The organism is Verrucosispora sioxanthis, assembly GCF_010560025.1.
Lineage (GTDB): Bacteria > Actinomycetota > Actinomycetes > Mycobacteriales > Micromonosporaceae > Micromonospora > Micromonospora palythoicola.
This window is the reverse complement of record NZ_SAIY01000003.1, coordinates 529,685-543,840: the sequence shown is the minus strand read 5'-3', so window position 1 is coordinate 543,840 and position 14,156 is coordinate 529,685. Positions and strand designations below refer to the sequence as shown.

General features: G+C 71.6%; 12 protein-coding genes. 10 read left to right on the top strand and 2 right to left on the bottom strand.

Annotated features, from left to right (window positions below):
* Nucleotides 1-22: 22 nt before the first annotated feature.
* The 5 genes from ENC19_RS11730 to ENC19_RS11710 all read left to right on the top strand — a co-directional run bounded on the left by ENC19_RS11730 (nt 23) and on the right by ENC19_RS11710 (nt 6,300).
* A complete protein-coding gene (locus tag ENC19_RS11730) occupies nt 23-2,434 on the top strand; it encodes a family 43 glycosylhydrolase (RefSeq protein ID WP_164447197.1) in 2,412 nt (803 codons plus the stop codon).
* Between the two features lie 36 nt (nt 2,435-2,470).
* On the top strand, nt 2,471-3,103 hold the full coding sequence (locus ENC19_RS11725; protein WP_164447196.1) for a hypothetical protein: 633 nt from the start codon (nt 2,471-2,473) through the stop codon (nt 3,101-3,103).
* A 91-nt stretch (nt 3,104-3,194) separates the two neighbouring features.
* The gene (locus tag ENC19_RS11720) at nt 3,195-4,217 is read left to right on the top strand and encodes a hypothetical protein (RefSeq protein ID WP_164447195.1); all 1,023 of its coding nucleotides are present in this window, start codon (nt 3,195-3,197) and stop codon (nt 4,215-4,217) included.
* Nucleotides 4,218-4,337: 120 nt separating this feature from the next.
* Entirely contained in the window at nt 4,338-5,021 is a 684-nt protein-coding gene (locus ENC19_RS11715; RefSeq protein ID WP_164447194.1) for a copper resistance CopC family protein, read from the top strand.
* Nucleotides 5,022-5,262: 241 nt separating this feature from the next.
* Nucleotides 5,263-6,300: a hypothetical protein gene (locus ENC19_RS11710; protein ID WP_328824223.1), complete on the top strand. Its 1,038-nt coding sequence runs from the start codon at nt 5,263-5,265 to the stop codon at nt 6,298-6,300.
* Here ENC19_RS11710 and ENC19_RS11705 read toward each other — a convergent pair.
* The gene (locus tag ENC19_RS11705) at nt 6,287-7,282 is read right to left on the bottom strand and encodes a helix-turn-helix domain-containing protein (RefSeq protein WP_164447193.1); all 996 of its coding nucleotides are present in this window, start codon (nt 7,280-7,282) and stop codon (nt 6,287-6,289) included. The genes ENC19_RS11710 and ENC19_RS11705 overlap by 14 nt on opposite strands.
* A gap of 59 nt (nt 7,283-7,341) precedes the next feature.
* Between ENC19_RS11705 and ENC19_RS11700 the strand changes: the two genes are divergently transcribed.
* The 5 genes from ENC19_RS11700 (at nt 7,342) to ENC19_RS11680 (ending at nt 11,890) form a co-directional block, all read left to right on the top strand.
* Nucleotides 7,342-8,553, top strand: a complete 1,212-nt coding sequence (locus ENC19_RS11700) for an MFS transporter (RefSeq protein WP_164447192.1) — start codon at nt 7,342-7,344, stop codon at nt 8,551-8,553.
* Nucleotides 8,550-9,431 (top strand): hypothetical protein, encoded by an 882-nt coding sequence (locus ENC19_RS11695; protein ID WP_164447191.1) that lies wholly within the window; start codon nt 8,550-8,552, stop codon nt 9,429-9,431. The genes ENC19_RS11700 and ENC19_RS11695 overlap by 4 nt, the downstream gene beginning before the upstream one ends.
* 80 nt (nt 9,432-9,511) lie before the next feature.
* The gene (locus tag ENC19_RS11690; RefSeq protein WP_164447190.1) at nt 9,512-10,045 is read left to right on the top strand and encodes an AAA family ATPase; all 534 of its coding nucleotides are present in this window, start codon (nt 9,512-9,514) and stop codon (nt 10,043-10,045) included.
* Nucleotides 10,046-10,086: 41 nt separating this feature from the next.
* A complete protein-coding gene (locus tag ENC19_RS11685) occupies nt 10,087-10,611 on the top strand; it encodes an NUDIX hydrolase (protein ID WP_164447189.1) in 525 nt (174 codons plus the stop codon).
* A gap of 55 nt (nt 10,612-10,666) precedes the next feature.
* Nucleotides 10,667-11,890 (top strand): low temperature requirement protein A, encoded by a 1,224-nt coding sequence (locus ENC19_RS11680; RefSeq protein ID WP_208020866.1) that lies wholly within the window; start codon nt 10,667-10,669, stop codon nt 11,888-11,890.
* Nucleotides 11,891-11,912: 22 nt separating this feature from the next.
* Here the strand turns inward: ENC19_RS11680 and ENC19_RS11675 are convergent, their stop codons facing one another.
* A complete protein-coding gene (locus ENC19_RS11675; RefSeq protein WP_164447187.1) occupies nt 11,913-13,838 on the bottom strand; it encodes a Xaa-Pro dipeptidyl-peptidase in 1,926 nt (641 codons plus the stop codon).
* Nucleotides 13,839-14,156 lie beyond the last annotated feature (318 nt).

Genomic DNA, 14,156 nt, shown 5'->3' with positions numbered 1-14,156 from the left:
GCAGTGATCAAGGAGGATGTCAGTGACACATCGCGTGCGAAGGGCCGCCCTGCGCAGGGCCGCCGCTGTCGTCACGGTCGGGCTCATGCTGGCCACCGGGCTCGTCGCCACGTCGCCGGCCCAGGCGGACGACACCGATCTCGTGGTCAACGGCGGATTCGAGGACGGTCTCACCGGCTGGTTCGTCAACAACGGCAACGCGACCGACAGTGCCACCCTGTCGCTCACGGCGGACGCCCATTCGGGGTCGAGCGCCGTGCTCGTCACCAACCGGGCGACCACCGGGTCCGGCCCGATGCAGGACCTCAGCGGCCGGGTGCAGGCCGGGCAGACCTACGCCCTGACGGCCCGGATCAAGTACGAGAACCCGAACGGGCCGGCGACGAAGCAGTTCTTCGCGACGATGCACTACGGCGGGGCGACCTACACCAACCTGGTCAGCGTCGTCGCCACGAAGGGACAGTGGGCGCAGTTCGACGGCACCTTCACCATCCCGGCCGGGCAGAACGTGTCGACGGCGCGGCTGTTCTTCGAGACGCCGTGGACGAGCACGCCATCCTCGGACCCCGAGGTGCACCTGATGGACTTCAAGCTGGACGGCGTGTCGGTGGTCGGCGCCGCGCCGCCGCCCGCCCCGTCGAAGACGATCGAGGTCGTCGGCAAGCTGCCGGGCGAGCACAACCCGTTGATCGGGCACAAGTTCGGCGCCGACGGCTTCGGCTTCGTGCACGACGGCCGGGTGTACCTGTACCTGACCAACGACACCCAGGGCTACGCGCCCGACCCGGTCACCGGTGTCTCGCCGGGCATCAACTACGGCGACATCAACCAGATCACGGTGATCTCCTCGGCGGACCTGGTGAACTGGACCGACCACGGCGAGATCCAGGTCGCGGGCCCGAACGGCGTGGCGCCCTTCACCGCCAACTCCTGGGCCCCCGGCATGGCCAGGAAGGTGGTCGACGGCGAGGAGAAGTTCTTCCTCTACTACGCCAACAACGGCAGTTCGAGCAACGTGATCACCGGTGACTCGCCGCTCGGCCCGTGGCGCAGCGAGCGCACCAGCACGCTGATCGACGGCCGTACCCCCGGCGCCGAGGACGTGGCCTGGAAGTTCGATCCGGCGCCGTTCGTGGACGTCGACGGGGAGCCGTACCTTTACTTCGGTGGTGGTCCCGCGTCGACGAGCATGCCGCCGGCCGAGCGTTTCAACAATCCGAAGAACCTGCGGGTGATCAGGCTCGGTGACGACATGGTGTCGACCGAGGGCACGGCGGCGGTGGTGGACGCGCCGGTGGCCTTCGAGGCGGCCCAGGTGTTCGAGCGCGACGGCAGGTACTACCTGTCGTACTCGTCGCACTTCGGCGGCAACGACTTCGGTGGCAACCAGACTCCGCTGCCCGGCTACCCCGGCGGCGGTCAGATCGGCTACCTGATCTCCGACGACCCGATGGACTGGCCGAAGGAGACCTACGCGGGCGTGCTCTTCCCGAACCAGTCACAGTTCTTCGGTGCCGGCACCGGCGGCAACAACCACCAGTCGGTCTTCGAGTTCGAGGGCAGGTACTACTTCACGTACCACGCCCCGACGTTGAACAAGCGGATCAACGGCACCACCACCCAGGGGTACCGCAGCCCACACATCCAGGAGTTGACCTTCAACCCGGACGGCACCATCCAGCAGGTGGTCGGCACGTACGCCGGTGTCGACCAGGTCCGCGACCTCGACCCGTACCGGGTTCTCGAGGCGGAGACCTTCGGCTGGAGCAAGGGCATCGCGACCACCAAGGTCGCCGGCGGGTCCGCCCAGTTCGGCGACGCGGCACCGAACCTGGTCGTGCGTGACATCGACAACGGGGACTGGACGGCATTGTCGTCGGTGGACTTCGGCGACGGTGCCCGCAGCGTGACCGCGAAGGTGCGGCCGCTGGCCATTGGCGGTTCGATCCAGATCCGCCTGGGCGGGGTCACCGCGCCGGTGGTCGCGACCCTCCCGGTCGACGCGCCCCTCGGCGAGTGGACCGAGCTGACCGCCGAACTCGAAGGCGTCGCAGGGGTGCACGACGTGTACTTCACCTACGCCGGACCGCAGGGCGCCGACCTCTTCGAACTGGACACCTGGGACTTCGAGACCGGAGCCGGAGCCGAGGTGTCGGTGACGGTCAGCGCACAGGCACGGTGCGTGGGTGGTAACGCGTACGTGGCGGTGCGGGCGCGCAACGACCACGACGCGCCGGTGGACGTGGTGCTGGAGACGGCGTACGGGCAGCGGTCGGTGACCGGCGTGGCACCCGGCGCCAACGCGTACCAGCAGTTCAACACGCGCACCCCGGCCGTCTCCGCCGGAGTGGCGACCGTTCGGGTCACCGCCGAGGGTGTCGAGGGCACGACCGTACGCACCGTCGAGTACCCCGCCGCGGAATGCGGCGCCTGACCTGCCGTCCATTCACCAACGACAACGGAGCACCGGATGAGCACATGGAATCGCAAGCGGTTGGTCGCGGCGGGGGCTGCGGGCGTCCTCCTGGTCGGGTCGGCGGCGCTGCCGTCGCCGGCACAGGCCGAGCCGGGTGACAGTGGCGAGGTGGAGGTCACCGTCGACATCGAGGAGATCCAGGAGCCGGGAGTGCTGGCGATGTCGATCGCCGGTGACTCGGTGGCGTTGACCGAGGACGGGTCGACGCTGCTGGTACGCCAGTTCGTAGGCGGGCTGCCGACGGTGACCGTCACCGACATGCGTACGGCCGACGAGCTGCCCGAGGGCGCGGCGTGGGCGGTGCTGGGCAACGCGACCGACTTCGTCGGCAGCGCCGGTCAGGCGCCGATCGGTGCCGAGCATCTGGGCTGGCGGCCACGGTTGCTCGACGGCGGTGACACCGGCCTGGTCAGCGCCGGCGAGGAGGTCGTCACGGTGCTGGACGAGCCGACCCAGCCGGGGAACAACGTGGGTCTGGTCGACCAGGAACTGCTGGTCTCGACGTTCGACTCGGGCGCGGTGACCGGGGACGCGTACTCGGTGGACGCGGAACTCTTCCTGCGCACTCCGGCGGACGTGGCGGCCGGTTCCTACACCTCGACGGTGACGTTGTCCCTGTTCGAGTGAGGGCCGCCGCGGTGGCCGGGCCATCGCACCTCCCGGGGGTCGTCGCTCGGCGGCCCCCGGGTCATTCCCGTCCCGACCACGAAGGACTGTGATGATCCGATTCCTGCCGCGCTGGGCAGCGGTGCTGGTCACGATGTCGGCCATGATGCTGCCCGCACCGGTGGCCGCGTCGGCGCAGCCGACCGGTGCGACGGTGACCTGGGCGGTGCAGCCGGCGGACGCGCGGGGCCCGGACGGCCGTCGGTGGATCGAGCACACACTGGATCCGGGTACGGTGCTGACCGAGCACCTGGCGGTGCGCAATTTCGGCGACGCGCCGGTGGTGTTCGCGTTGCAGGCCGCCGACGGTTACCTGACCGACAAGGGGCGGTTCAACATGCTGACCGCCGGCCAGGAGTCGGTGGACGGTGGAACGTGGATCACGCTGCCCGAGACGGTGACCGTCGAAGCGAGACAGACGACCGTGGTGCCGTTCACCATCACCGTGCCGCCGGACGCGACGCCGGGAGATCATCCGGCCGGTGTCGCGGCCACGGTGACCAGCGCCGGTGGCACTGTGGCGGTGCAGAGCCGGGTCGGGTTCCGGGTGATGCTGCGGGCCAGCGGCACGGTCACCGCCGCGGTCACGGTCGAGGATCTCACCGTCCGGCACGAGGGGTCGTGGAATCCGTTCGCCTCCGGCGGCGTCCACCTGACGTACACCGCGCGCAACAGCGGCAACGTCGCGGTGACCGGTGCCGGCACCGTGCGGGTGGGCGAGCTGTTCGGCCTGACCGGCCGGACCGTGTCCACCGCCGTGCCGGAACTGCTACCGGGCGACAGCAGACAGGTCGAGGCTCACGTCGGCGGGGTCTGGGGGCTGGGTCGTTACTCCACCACCGTCGAGGTGACCCCGGCGGTCGTCACCGGTGACCCGGCCGACGCCCAGGTCCGGCCGACCACCGTCACGGTCACCGGGTGGACGGTGCCATGGCCACAGCTGGTCTTCGGGGTACTTGTCGGCATCCTGCTGCTGGGCTGGCTGGCCATCGCCCGGCGGCGTCGCCGGCGGCTCGCCCGGATGCTGGACCAGGCCCGTGCCGAGGGCCGCGAGTCCGTGCTCGCCGCCGACTGATCCGGGAACCGACAAGTGGACCGTCACCCAACAATCGGCCAGCGCGGCCAGAACTTTTCCCATCTGAACAAAAAGATGACGACCTATTGCGGAAAGCGGCGTCATCGCGAGGATGATTCGATGCGTCATCTCCCTCGGGCTCACGGCCGCGTCGCCGCCGGTCTGCTCGCACTGGTCCTCGCCGCCGGCGTCGTCCTCCTCGGACCGGCCACGCCAGCCTCGGCGCACGGCACCCTGGCGACGTCCACCCCGGCCGAGGGCGCCACCGTCGACGAGGCCGTGACGGCCGTGCAGCTCTACTTCACCGAGCGGGTCCGCGAGGACGCGTACTTCACCGTCACCGCGCCGGGCGGTGCCCGGGTCGACAACGGCTGGACGCATGGCGAACCCCGCGAACTCGACCGCCCGGTGCGGGAGTACTTCCTGGTCGACGGGGTGTTCGAGCCGCGCGAGTACACCACCGGTTTTCCCGCGGTGGTGGCCCTCGCGCACCTGCCCGCCGCCGGTCAGTACTCGGTGAGCTACCTGTCGGTGGCCTCCGACGGTGACCCGGTACGCGGCACGGTCACCTTCCGGTACACCGGTAAGCCGACGGCCGCGCCGCCGGACTGGCAACCGCCCACCGGCCAGCCGGATCCGTCGCTGATCGCCGCCACCGAGCAGCACGGCGACACCGGATCGCAGCCGGCGTCCGGCGATGCCACCCCGTCGCGCCGACGGCGCCGGTCCCGTCGGTCGCCGCCGCGCCACCCGCCTCCGACGACTCGGGCGGCATCGGCGCGCTGGGCTGGGCCGCACTGGTAGTGGCCGTGGTCGCGGTCGCCGGCTTCTTCGCCTGGCAGCGCCGTCCGGCTCGCGTCGACCGGAGTCGCACGGCGGCACGCCGGTCCGGTGCCACCCGACCTCGCGCCAGACCCACCACACGCGGCAAGGAGGCCGTACCACGGCAGCCGCCACGGGTCGCGGCGGCACCGCGGCAGGCCCGGCCGCCCGGCGAGGCCGCAAGGCTGCCACGGTATCGGCGGCGGCCCCGGCCCAGCGGGCGGTGACCACCCCGGTGGCACCCGCCGAACCTGCGGAAGCCGCCGCCCTCGCCGCGCCCGGGACGCCAGCGGATCGCTCCGCGTCGACCCGCTGGTGGCACCGGGGCGATACCCGGCTCGCGTTGCTTGTCGGTGGACTCGTGCTGACGTTGGTGGCCGGTTTCGCGCTCGGCCGGATCAACACCTCCGACGAACCCACCTCCGTGGCGCAACCGCCGGGCGCGGCAGCGGGTGGTGGCAGCCGGGACGCGGCGCAGGCGGTGTCGGCCGGCGACGGGCACCAGCACGGGCCGGGAACCGGCCCGCACACGCATCCGGGTGACGGCCAGGACGAGGCCACCGGTACGACCGTGAGCGCGGCCGGGTACACACTCAAGCCGGTGCTGCGCTCCCAGCCGGCCGGCGCGACGACCGACTACCGGTTCCGGGTGGTGGGGGTCGACGGGCAGCCGGTGACCCGCTTCGCGGTGGTGCACGACAAGCCGCTGCACATGATCGTGGTCGGCCGTGACCTCGGTGGATACCAGCATCTGCATCCGACGATGGCGGCGGACGGCACCTGGAGCGTGCCACTGGAGCTCACCCGACCCGGCGGTTACCGCATCTACGCGGACTTCACCGTCACCACCGCCGACGGCCGGGGGTTGCCGCTGGTGCTCGGCGTCGACCACGAGGTGCCGGGCAGTTACCGGCCGGCCGGACTGCCCCCGCCGCAGCCGCAGACGACCACCGGGCCGTACGCGGTGTCCATGGCCGGCACGCCCACCATCGGGATGACCGTCCCGCTGACCTTCCGCGTCGACCGCGCCGGGACGACCGGGCCGGTGCGGATGGAGCGTTACCTCGGCGCGTACGGGCATCTGGTCGTGGTCCGGGAGGGTGACCTGGGGTTCCTGCACGTCCACCCGGAGCCGGAGCTGGTCGACGGTGCGGTGAAGTTCTGGCTGACCGCGCCGAGCACCGGCCGTTACCGGGCGTTCTTCGACTTCCAGGTGGACGGGAAGGTGCACACCGCGGCGTTCACGATCAATCTGGCCTGACGTCCTCGTCGACCCGGACATCCGCCGGCACCGGATCATCGGCCGCCAGGGCGGCACCACGGGCGGTCCGCCAGTAGAGCACCTCCCGCCCCGATCGGCGCTTGGTCACCATGCCCGCGTCGAGCAGTATCCGCAGGTGGTCACCGACCGCGCCCAGGGACAGCCCGGTGAGCGCGGCCAGGTGCGAGGTGCTCAGCGGTGTGCCCAACCGGACCAGGATGGCGGCGCGGTTCGGACCGATGAGCCGGTCCAACCCGTCCGGCGTGGGCGGGGACACCTCGGCGAGGATGCCGCTGGCCGGGTAGACCATGCCGAACCGGTCCTGGTCCCACACCACCCAGCCCTTGGCGCAGTGCGCCGGGACGAACACCAGTTGTTCGGCCCGGTCGAGTGGCAGCGGCGCGGCGGGATGGTCGTTGACCTGGAGCCAGCCGTCGCCCAGCCACCGCATCCCGGGGTTGAGGTCCGCGAACAGACCCGCCCATCCGTGGGCGCTCAATCGTGCGGTACGAGCCACCACGTCGGCCCGCAGCCGGCGCTCCCGCTCGGGCCACTCCGGGCGCACCGTGTGGGTCCAGACCCAGTCGAGCAGGTACCGCACCTGCTCGGTCAGCCCGTCGTGGCACAGCACCTCGGCCAGTGGCCCCGGCCGGGTCGCCCGCAGGTCGGCGCGGATCCGCTCGTCGGAACGGGCGGCGACGACGGCCAGTTCCTCGGCGAAGGTCGGCGTCGCCGTCGCGGGCGGCAGGGTGAGGAAGTCAGCGATCCACCGGGGCGCGAACGCCGCCGCCAGCAGCGCCGGAAGCACCGGCCGCCGCGCCAGCATCCGCTGGTACGCCGCCAGGTGCGGTCGCTGCCAGGAGCGTTGCCACGGGTGGCGGGGGAGGTGCAGTGCCTTCAGCGCGGCCACCGTGTCGGTCATCGGCGAGATGACGAAACGACTGCCCGCCAGCAGATCCACCGGCACCCGCCACCGCGACATGTTTCGCCCCCAGCCGTAACTCTACGCCGCCGGCCGTCGACGCCCCGACGATCGTCGGCGTGAGGACATACTCGGAACTGTTCGCCGTGACCGAATTCCGCAACCTGTTCGTGGCCAACTGCGCCGGCATCGCGGCGCACACCACGTCGGCGCTGGCCCTCGGTTCGCTGACCTACGCCGTTACCGGTTCGGCGCTGCTCACCGCACTGAGCATGTTCGGCGCGCCACTGGCCAGCGTGCTCGGCAGCCTGACGCTGCTCTCCGCGGCCGACAGCCTGCCGCCGCGTCGGGCGTTGACCCTGGCCGCGCTGGTCGGCCTCGCCGGTGCGGTGCTGCAGGCCGTTCCCGGTCTGCCGCTGTCGGTACGCTTCGCGGTGATCCTGCTCGTGGCGTACGTCGGGTCGGTCACCGGCGGTGCCCGCTGGGCGTTGATCAACGACATCCTGCCGGCCGACGCGTACGTGCTGGGTCGGTCCACGATGAACGTCAGCGTCGGCGTGATGCAGATCGCCGGTTTCGGGGCGGGCGGTCTGCTACTGGTCTGGCTGAGCCCGTACCAGGTGTTCCTGGTCGCCGCCGCGTTGCGTGCCCTGGCCGTGGCGGTGACCTGGTTCGGATTGCGGGAGCGGCCGGCACGGGCCGGCGCGCGGACCTCGACCACCCGCACGATGCGGATCAACCGGGAACTCTGGGCGGACCCGGGACGCCGATCGTTGTACCTGAACCTGTGGCTGCCCAACGGACTGGTGGTCGGCTGCGAGGCGCTGTTCCTGCCGTACGCGGGCGACCGGGCCGGGTTTCTCTTCGCCGCCGGTGCCGTCGGCATGCTCGCCGGTGACGTGTTGGTGGGGCGGTTCCTGCCGGCCACCGCGCGGCAGCGGTGCGTGCTGCCGTTGCGGCTGCTGCTGCCCGTGCCGTACCTGGTATTCCTGATCCGTCCGGAGCTGCCGGTGGCGATGCTGCTCGCCCTGGTCGCCTCGGTCGGCTTCGCGGTCTCGTTGCCGTTGCAGGAGCGGCTGATCGCCTGCTCCCCGCCGCAGAACCGGGGCCAGGTGCTCGGCCTGCAACAGAACGGGATGCTCGCCGGTCAGGCGGTCTTCGCGGCCCTGGCCGGTACGGTCGCCGACCTGCTGCCGACCCACCGCGCGGTGGCCGTGATGGCCGGGTTGTCGCTGCTCACCACGCTGCTGTTCACCCGAGGGCTGCGGCGGACCGCGCCGGTGCCGGTCGCACGGAACCGGCCGGTGCCCGCCGACGTCCGATCGGCATGAGCATTCGTCGAAGCGGGCGACTGGCGGTCGTCCCCCTGCTGTTGCTGACCTCCGCGGCCTGCGGCCAGCAGGCCGGTGGCACCGGGTCGGGAGAGGCGGACTCACCCGAGCGGTCCTACTCCGCCGACACGGTGGTGTTCCGGATGGAGCACACCGGGGGGTTCGTCACCCCGGCCATGCTGGCCACCCGCGTGCCCACGGTGAGCGTCTACGGTGACGGCCGGGTGATCACCCAGGGGCCGGTGCCGTTGATCTATCCGGGCCCGGCGCTGCCCAACCTCCAGGTGGGCACGATCAGCGCCACCGAGGTGGAGGAACTGCTCAAGGCGGCCCGGGCCGCCGGGGTGGGCGGCCCGGCGGACCTCGGCACCCCGCCGGTCGCCGACGCCCCCACGACCCGGTTCACGGTGCTGGGTGACAACGGGGTCGAGGAACTGGAGGTGTACGCCCTGGCCGAGTCGGGCGGGGCGCAGACCGGGCTCACCGCCGAGCAGCGGGCGAAGCGGGAGACGCTGCGGGAGTTCGCCGACTCGCTGAGCGTCGAGTCCGGTCCGCTCGGCGACGCGCAGACGGACACGCAGCCGTACGCGCCGACTGCCGTCGCCGCCGTGGCCGAGCCGTGGGTCGCCAACGCCGAAGCCGGCGAGCAGCCCGAGGTGGCCTGGCCCGGGCCGGCGCTGCCGGGTGCCGAACTCGGCGAGGGCCTGGGTCTGGGTTGTGTCACGGCGACCGGTGACGAGGCGAAGCAGGTGCTCACCGCCGCGGCGGCGGCGAACGCGGCCACCCCGTGGGTCTCAGACGGCAAGCGGTGGACGGTGGCCCTGCGACCGCTGCTGCCCGACGAGACCGACTGCGGCGACCTGGTCGGCAACCGCTGAACCTGGTCCGGGCGGTCGGTCACCGGCCGCCCGGCCGCCTCCGGCGGGTTGCTGGCACCGGCCGGTTAGGCTGCCGCGCGATGAGCAAGAGGTTGTCTCGCATCCTGGTCTACGGGGTCCACGGCTCCGGCAAGTCCACCCTCGCGCAGCGCCTGTCCGAGCGGCTCGGGCTGCCCTGGTACCCGGTCGACGACCTGCTCTGGGAACCCAACTGGGTCGAGGTGCCGGTGGCGCGGCAACGCAGCCGGATCGAGACGATCTGCCGCCGGGACCGCTGGATCCTCGACGGGGCGTACCACGGTTGGCGGGACGTGCCGCTGGCCCGCGCGGACCTGGTCGTCGGCCTGGACTATCCGCGTGGGTTGTCCTTCCGCTGGTTGCTGCGGCGCACGCTGCGCCGGCTGTCGACCGGGGAGGAGATCTGCAACGGCAACCGTGAGTCGCTGGGCAGCGTGCTGTCCAGCGACTCGGTCCTGATGTGGCATCTCACCGAGTTCGGTCGGGAACGGCGACGGCTGCGAGCCTGGCACGGCGACCCGAGCGGACCGCCGGTGCTGCTGCTCGACTCCCCGGAGGCGCTCGAACAGTGGCTGGCCGGTCTACCGCCCCGGTGAGAGGTCGACGTTCGGCGGGCGGGCGGCGCTACGGTGGGCGGATGGACGAACTCGTGGCGCTCTACCTGGAGGGTGACACCTCGGGGACCGTCACCGGCACCGCGCCACGCAGCGCCGTACGGGCCGCGAACCTGCCGCACGCCGCGACGGCGGTGTTGCTGCGCGACGAACGGGACCGCGTCTACGTCCACCGCCGTACCGACACGAAGGACGTCTATCCGGGCATGCACGACGCCCTCGCCGGCGGTGTCGTGCTGGCCGGCGAGGATCCGGCCGAGGCGGCGGCCCGGGAACTCACCGAGGAACTCGGCGTCACGAACTGCGAGATCCGGCCCTGCCTGCGTTACTGGTACGCCGACGCGCGCACCAACTACCTCGCGTACGTCTTCGAGGCCCGCTACGAGCGGGACCGTTGCGGCCCGGTGGTACATCAGCCCAGCGAGGTCGCCGACGGCTGGTGGCTCGACCTGACCGAGCTGGTCGCCCGGCTCACCGACCCGGCCTGGCCGTTCGTCCCCGACGGGCGGGTCACCCTCGAGCACTACCTGCAATGGGTCACACCGTAGGTCGAGCTTGGCCGATCGTCGCGCCTGCGGTGGCGGCAGCGATGAAGATGGGCCCATGGGGCGGTTCCTCCGAGGGCGCGTGGAGACGACCAAGGAGATGCACCGGACGACGCGGTACGAGATCTTCTTCGATCTGGTGTTCGTCTTCGCCCTCACCCGGATCACCGCCTACATGGCTGGTCACGCCTCGCCGTTGACTCTGCTCAAGGGCCTGGTCGTCCTGCTGCTGCTCTGGATCTCCTGGCTGATCTACGCCTGGCTGGGCAACCAGGCCCGCGCCGACATCGGGCTGATCCGGGCCGGCACCACCGCCGTCATGGGCCCCATCTTCCTCATCGCCGTGGTCATCCCGAACGTCTGGGAACCGAGTCCGGGCCCGCGCCTGATCCTGGTGCTGTCGTACCTCGTGGTGCGGGTGGTCCATTTGGCGCTCTACCGCCGGGCGGCCGAGGGCGATCGGCGGCTGCACCGCACGTTGCGCATCTACACCGCGATCACCGCGCTGTCCTGGATCCCGCTCGTCCTCGGTGCCGTGCTCGGCGGTGAGGCGCAGTTGCCGCTCTGGACGGCGGCGGTCGCGGTCGACTTCGCCGGCGGTCTGATCGCCTCCACGCTGAGCGGGTGGCCGTTGCGCAGTTCGGAGCACTTCACCGAACGGCACGCCCTCGTGGTGATCATCGCACTCGGCGAGACGCTGATCTCGGTCGGCACCGGTATCGGCTCCGAGATGATCAACGGGCCGGCCCTGCTGGCCACGGTGCTCACCCTCGTCGTCACGGTCAGCCTGTTCCGGCTGTACATGCTGAACTCGGTGGCGGCGGGCGAGGCGCTGATGACCGAGCAGGGGCCGCGACGGGACCGGCTCGCCGCCAACGCGTACAGCGGCGGCCATTTCGCGTTGATCGCCGGGACGATCTACCTGGCGCTCGGGGTCCACGCGGTCATCGCCCCCCTGGCGCATCACGAGCCCTGGGCTGCTGCTGGGTCGCGCCTGCCCTGGACCTCGGCCGCCGCGATGTTCGGTGGGGTCGCCCTGTATCTCGCGGGTGAGGTGCTGTTCCGTGGGCTCAGCGTCCGATCGGTGACCCCGGCGCAGCTGCTCGCGCCCGCGGTGGCCCTGGCGCTGCTGCCAGCCGGGCGGTACCTGCCCGGCCTGGTCGCCCTCGGCCTGCTCGCCGCCTTCCTCGTCGTGCTCGTCGGCTACGAACGCGGCTTCGGTGCCGGCCGTGGCGCCAACCCTCCCGCCGCCAGTACGAGGCGCGACCCGGGGAAGCGCTGACCCCGGGCCCGCGCATCAGGGGTCAGAAGCCGAGGGCCGACCTCCCGCCGACCACCGGCAGGCGCAGCTCGCTGCGGTGCGGTGCGACCCGCAGCCGGGTGCCGCCCAACGGCAGCAGGGTGTACTCCTGGTCGGTGGAGAAGATCACCAGACCGATCCGGTGACCGGCCGGGAAGACGTGGTCCTTCGGCTCCAGGGTCCACCGCAGGTCGTACCGGCTGCCCTGGCGCAGCGGATCGGTGCGTGACGCACTGCGGCGGTTCTGTGGGTCCATCCAGCCCCGGGTCACCACAGTCGGTGCCGCGGTGGAGCCGGTGGGCCCGTAGTCGACCAGGTACGCGGAGAGGTTGGCGTCCGGCTTGTTGTCGATCGCCAGCCGCAGCCGCAGCTCCGGACGGCCGGATACGCGGACGTCCCGGGTCAGGGTGGGGGAGAGATAGGCCAACCGGTGGGGACTGGGTGTGCCCGGATCGGCGACCAGGGTGTCCGGGTGGATGGTGCGACCCTCGTCGACGAAGCGGTGCTCGACGGCGCGCTTCGACGCCCGGGCGGTGGTGAGCGTGCCGACCGGGGTGGCGTCGGTGGCGGCCAGCCGCAGCGCGACCTCCCGGCTGGCCGGGTCGGGCCAGTTGGCGTACGTCGCGTAGGAACGGTCCTCGCGTTGCACCACGGCGGTCGGCTCGTCCATGATCCCGTTGGGCACCTGCCACAGCCAGTGGTCGAACCAGCGGTTCTCGGTCTGCTTCCAGGTCCAGGTGCGGCCGTCGGGCAGGGTCACCGAGGCCGTGTTGCCCGGGCCGCCGTGCCCGCCCTGGTGCAGCCAGATCCGGCGTGGGACGTGGTGGCGGGTCAACTCGTCCCACCAGCCGGCGAAGTGCTCGGTCTTCACGTTCCAGTCGTTGAGGCCGTGAACGACGAGCACGCTGGCCCGTACCTTCCGGGCGTCGAGGTGGTCCCGGTCCCGCCAGAACGCCGAGTAGTCGCCGGTGACCCGGTCCTGTCGGGCGGTCAGCTCGGCGATCTCGTCAGCGCAGCGCCCCTCGGCCCGGGCCTGGCCGGCGGTGAACCCGGCCAGGACGTCGGTGTCCTCACCCTGGTAAGTCCCGGGCGCCACCACCAGGCCGTTGGCCCGGTAGTAGTCGTACCAGCTGCTGATCGCGGCCACCGGCACGATGGTCCGCAGCCCTGGGACGCCGGTGGCGGCGACCTGGTTGGGCAGGGTGCCGTTGTAGGAGACGCCGGTCATGCCGACGGCCCCGGTGGTCCAGTCGGCGGCGACCGGCGCGCCGGCCGCGTCGAATCCCTTCGCCCGCCCGTTCAGCCAGTCGATCACCGCCCGGGTGCCGAGCGTCTCGGCCTGGTCACCACTTGTCGGGCAGCCGTCGGAATCGCCGGTGCCGACGCTCTGTCCGAGCACGACCGCGTAGCCCCGGGGCACGTAGTAGTCGTCAAGTGAGCCGGGCAGGTTGGCCTTCGCCGTCGCCCGCTGGACCGTCGCGCCGGACGTCCGTTGGCCGGACCGGCGGCCGACCTCGTTCTGCGGCAACTCGTCCACCAGCACGCTGGGGTACGGTACGTCGTACCAGACGTCCTTGCGGTACGGGCTGTGCTCGAAGATGACCGGCACCTTGAAACCCTCGGTGGCGGTCTCCCGGGGCCGGGAGATGTCGATCGCCACGCGGTCGAGGCGGCCGTCGTGGTCGGTGTCCACAGCGGTCTGAACGTACACCCGTTCCTCGATCGCGTCGGCGAGCGAGAACACCGGTTGGGTCATGCCGTCGACGACCACGATGCCGGGTGTGGTGGGTGTCGGCCGCGCCACCGCCGGAGCCGTGTTCAGCGTCAGCGCGCCGGACAGACCGACGCCGAGTAGTGCCAGCAGGTGGGGGGAGCGACGCACGGGCGTCTCCCTTCGGTGGCCGGTGTCCGCCAGGGGGATGGCGAACATCGATCACATGCTATGTCGTGCTGACCCGGAATGCGATCAAGACATTTACATCTTGCGATGTTATCGCTCACAGGATACCTTGCGGAGGCAGGAGCGAAGGGCACGCTCCGACGTCCCCCGCCCGGTCGCTGACCAGGCGAGCCGAGGCGCGTTGCGCCGGCTGACGGGCACTGCGGGCCCCGTGCGGGACGGGTCACGCCGCCGGTCCAGGACGGCTGACAGCACGTCGCGGGAGCCGTGGCACACGTCGAACGACCGCCGCCCGGGTGCGCCCACCCGGCCTGACCACCCGGACCGGCGTCGCACCGTACCCAGGCG

Excerpts from the sequence above, each read along its gene's own strand:
- ENC19_RS11725 (WP_164447196.1), top strand. The coding sequence starts at position 2,471 with ATGAGCACATGGAATCGCAAGCGGTTGGTCGCGGCGGGGGCTGCGGGC.
- ENC19_RS11720 (WP_164447195.1), top strand. The coding sequence starts at position 3,195 with ATGATCCGATTCCTGCCGCGCTGGGCAGCGGTGCTGGTCACGATGTCG.
- ENC19_RS11715 (WP_164447194.1), top strand. The coding sequence starts at position 4,338 with ATGCGTCATCTCCCTCGGGCTCACGGCCGCGTCGCCGCCGGTCTGCTC.
- ENC19_RS11705 (WP_164447193.1), bottom strand. The coding sequence starts at position 7,282 with ATGTCGCGGTGGCGGGTGCCGGTGGATCTGCTGGCGGGCAGTCGTTTC.
- ENC19_RS11695 (WP_164447191.1), top strand. The coding sequence starts at position 8,550 with ATGAGCATTCGTCGAAGCGGGCGACTGGCGGTCGTCCCCCTGCTGTTG.
- ENC19_RS11690 (WP_164447190.1), top strand. The coding sequence starts at position 9,512 with ATGAGCAAGAGGTTGTCTCGCATCCTGGTCTACGGGGTCCACGGCTCC.
- ENC19_RS11685 (WP_164447189.1), top strand. The coding sequence starts at position 10,087 with ATGGACGAACTCGTGGCGCTCTACCTGGAGGGTGACACCTCGGGGACC.
- ENC19_RS11680 (WP_208020866.1), top strand. The coding sequence starts at position 10,667 with ATGGGGCGGTTCCTCCGAGGGCGCGTGGAGACGACCAAGGAGATGCAC.
- ENC19_RS11675 (WP_164447187.1), bottom strand. The coding sequence starts at position 13,838 with ATGTTCGCCATCCCCCTGGCGGACACCGGCCACCGAAGGGAGACGCCC.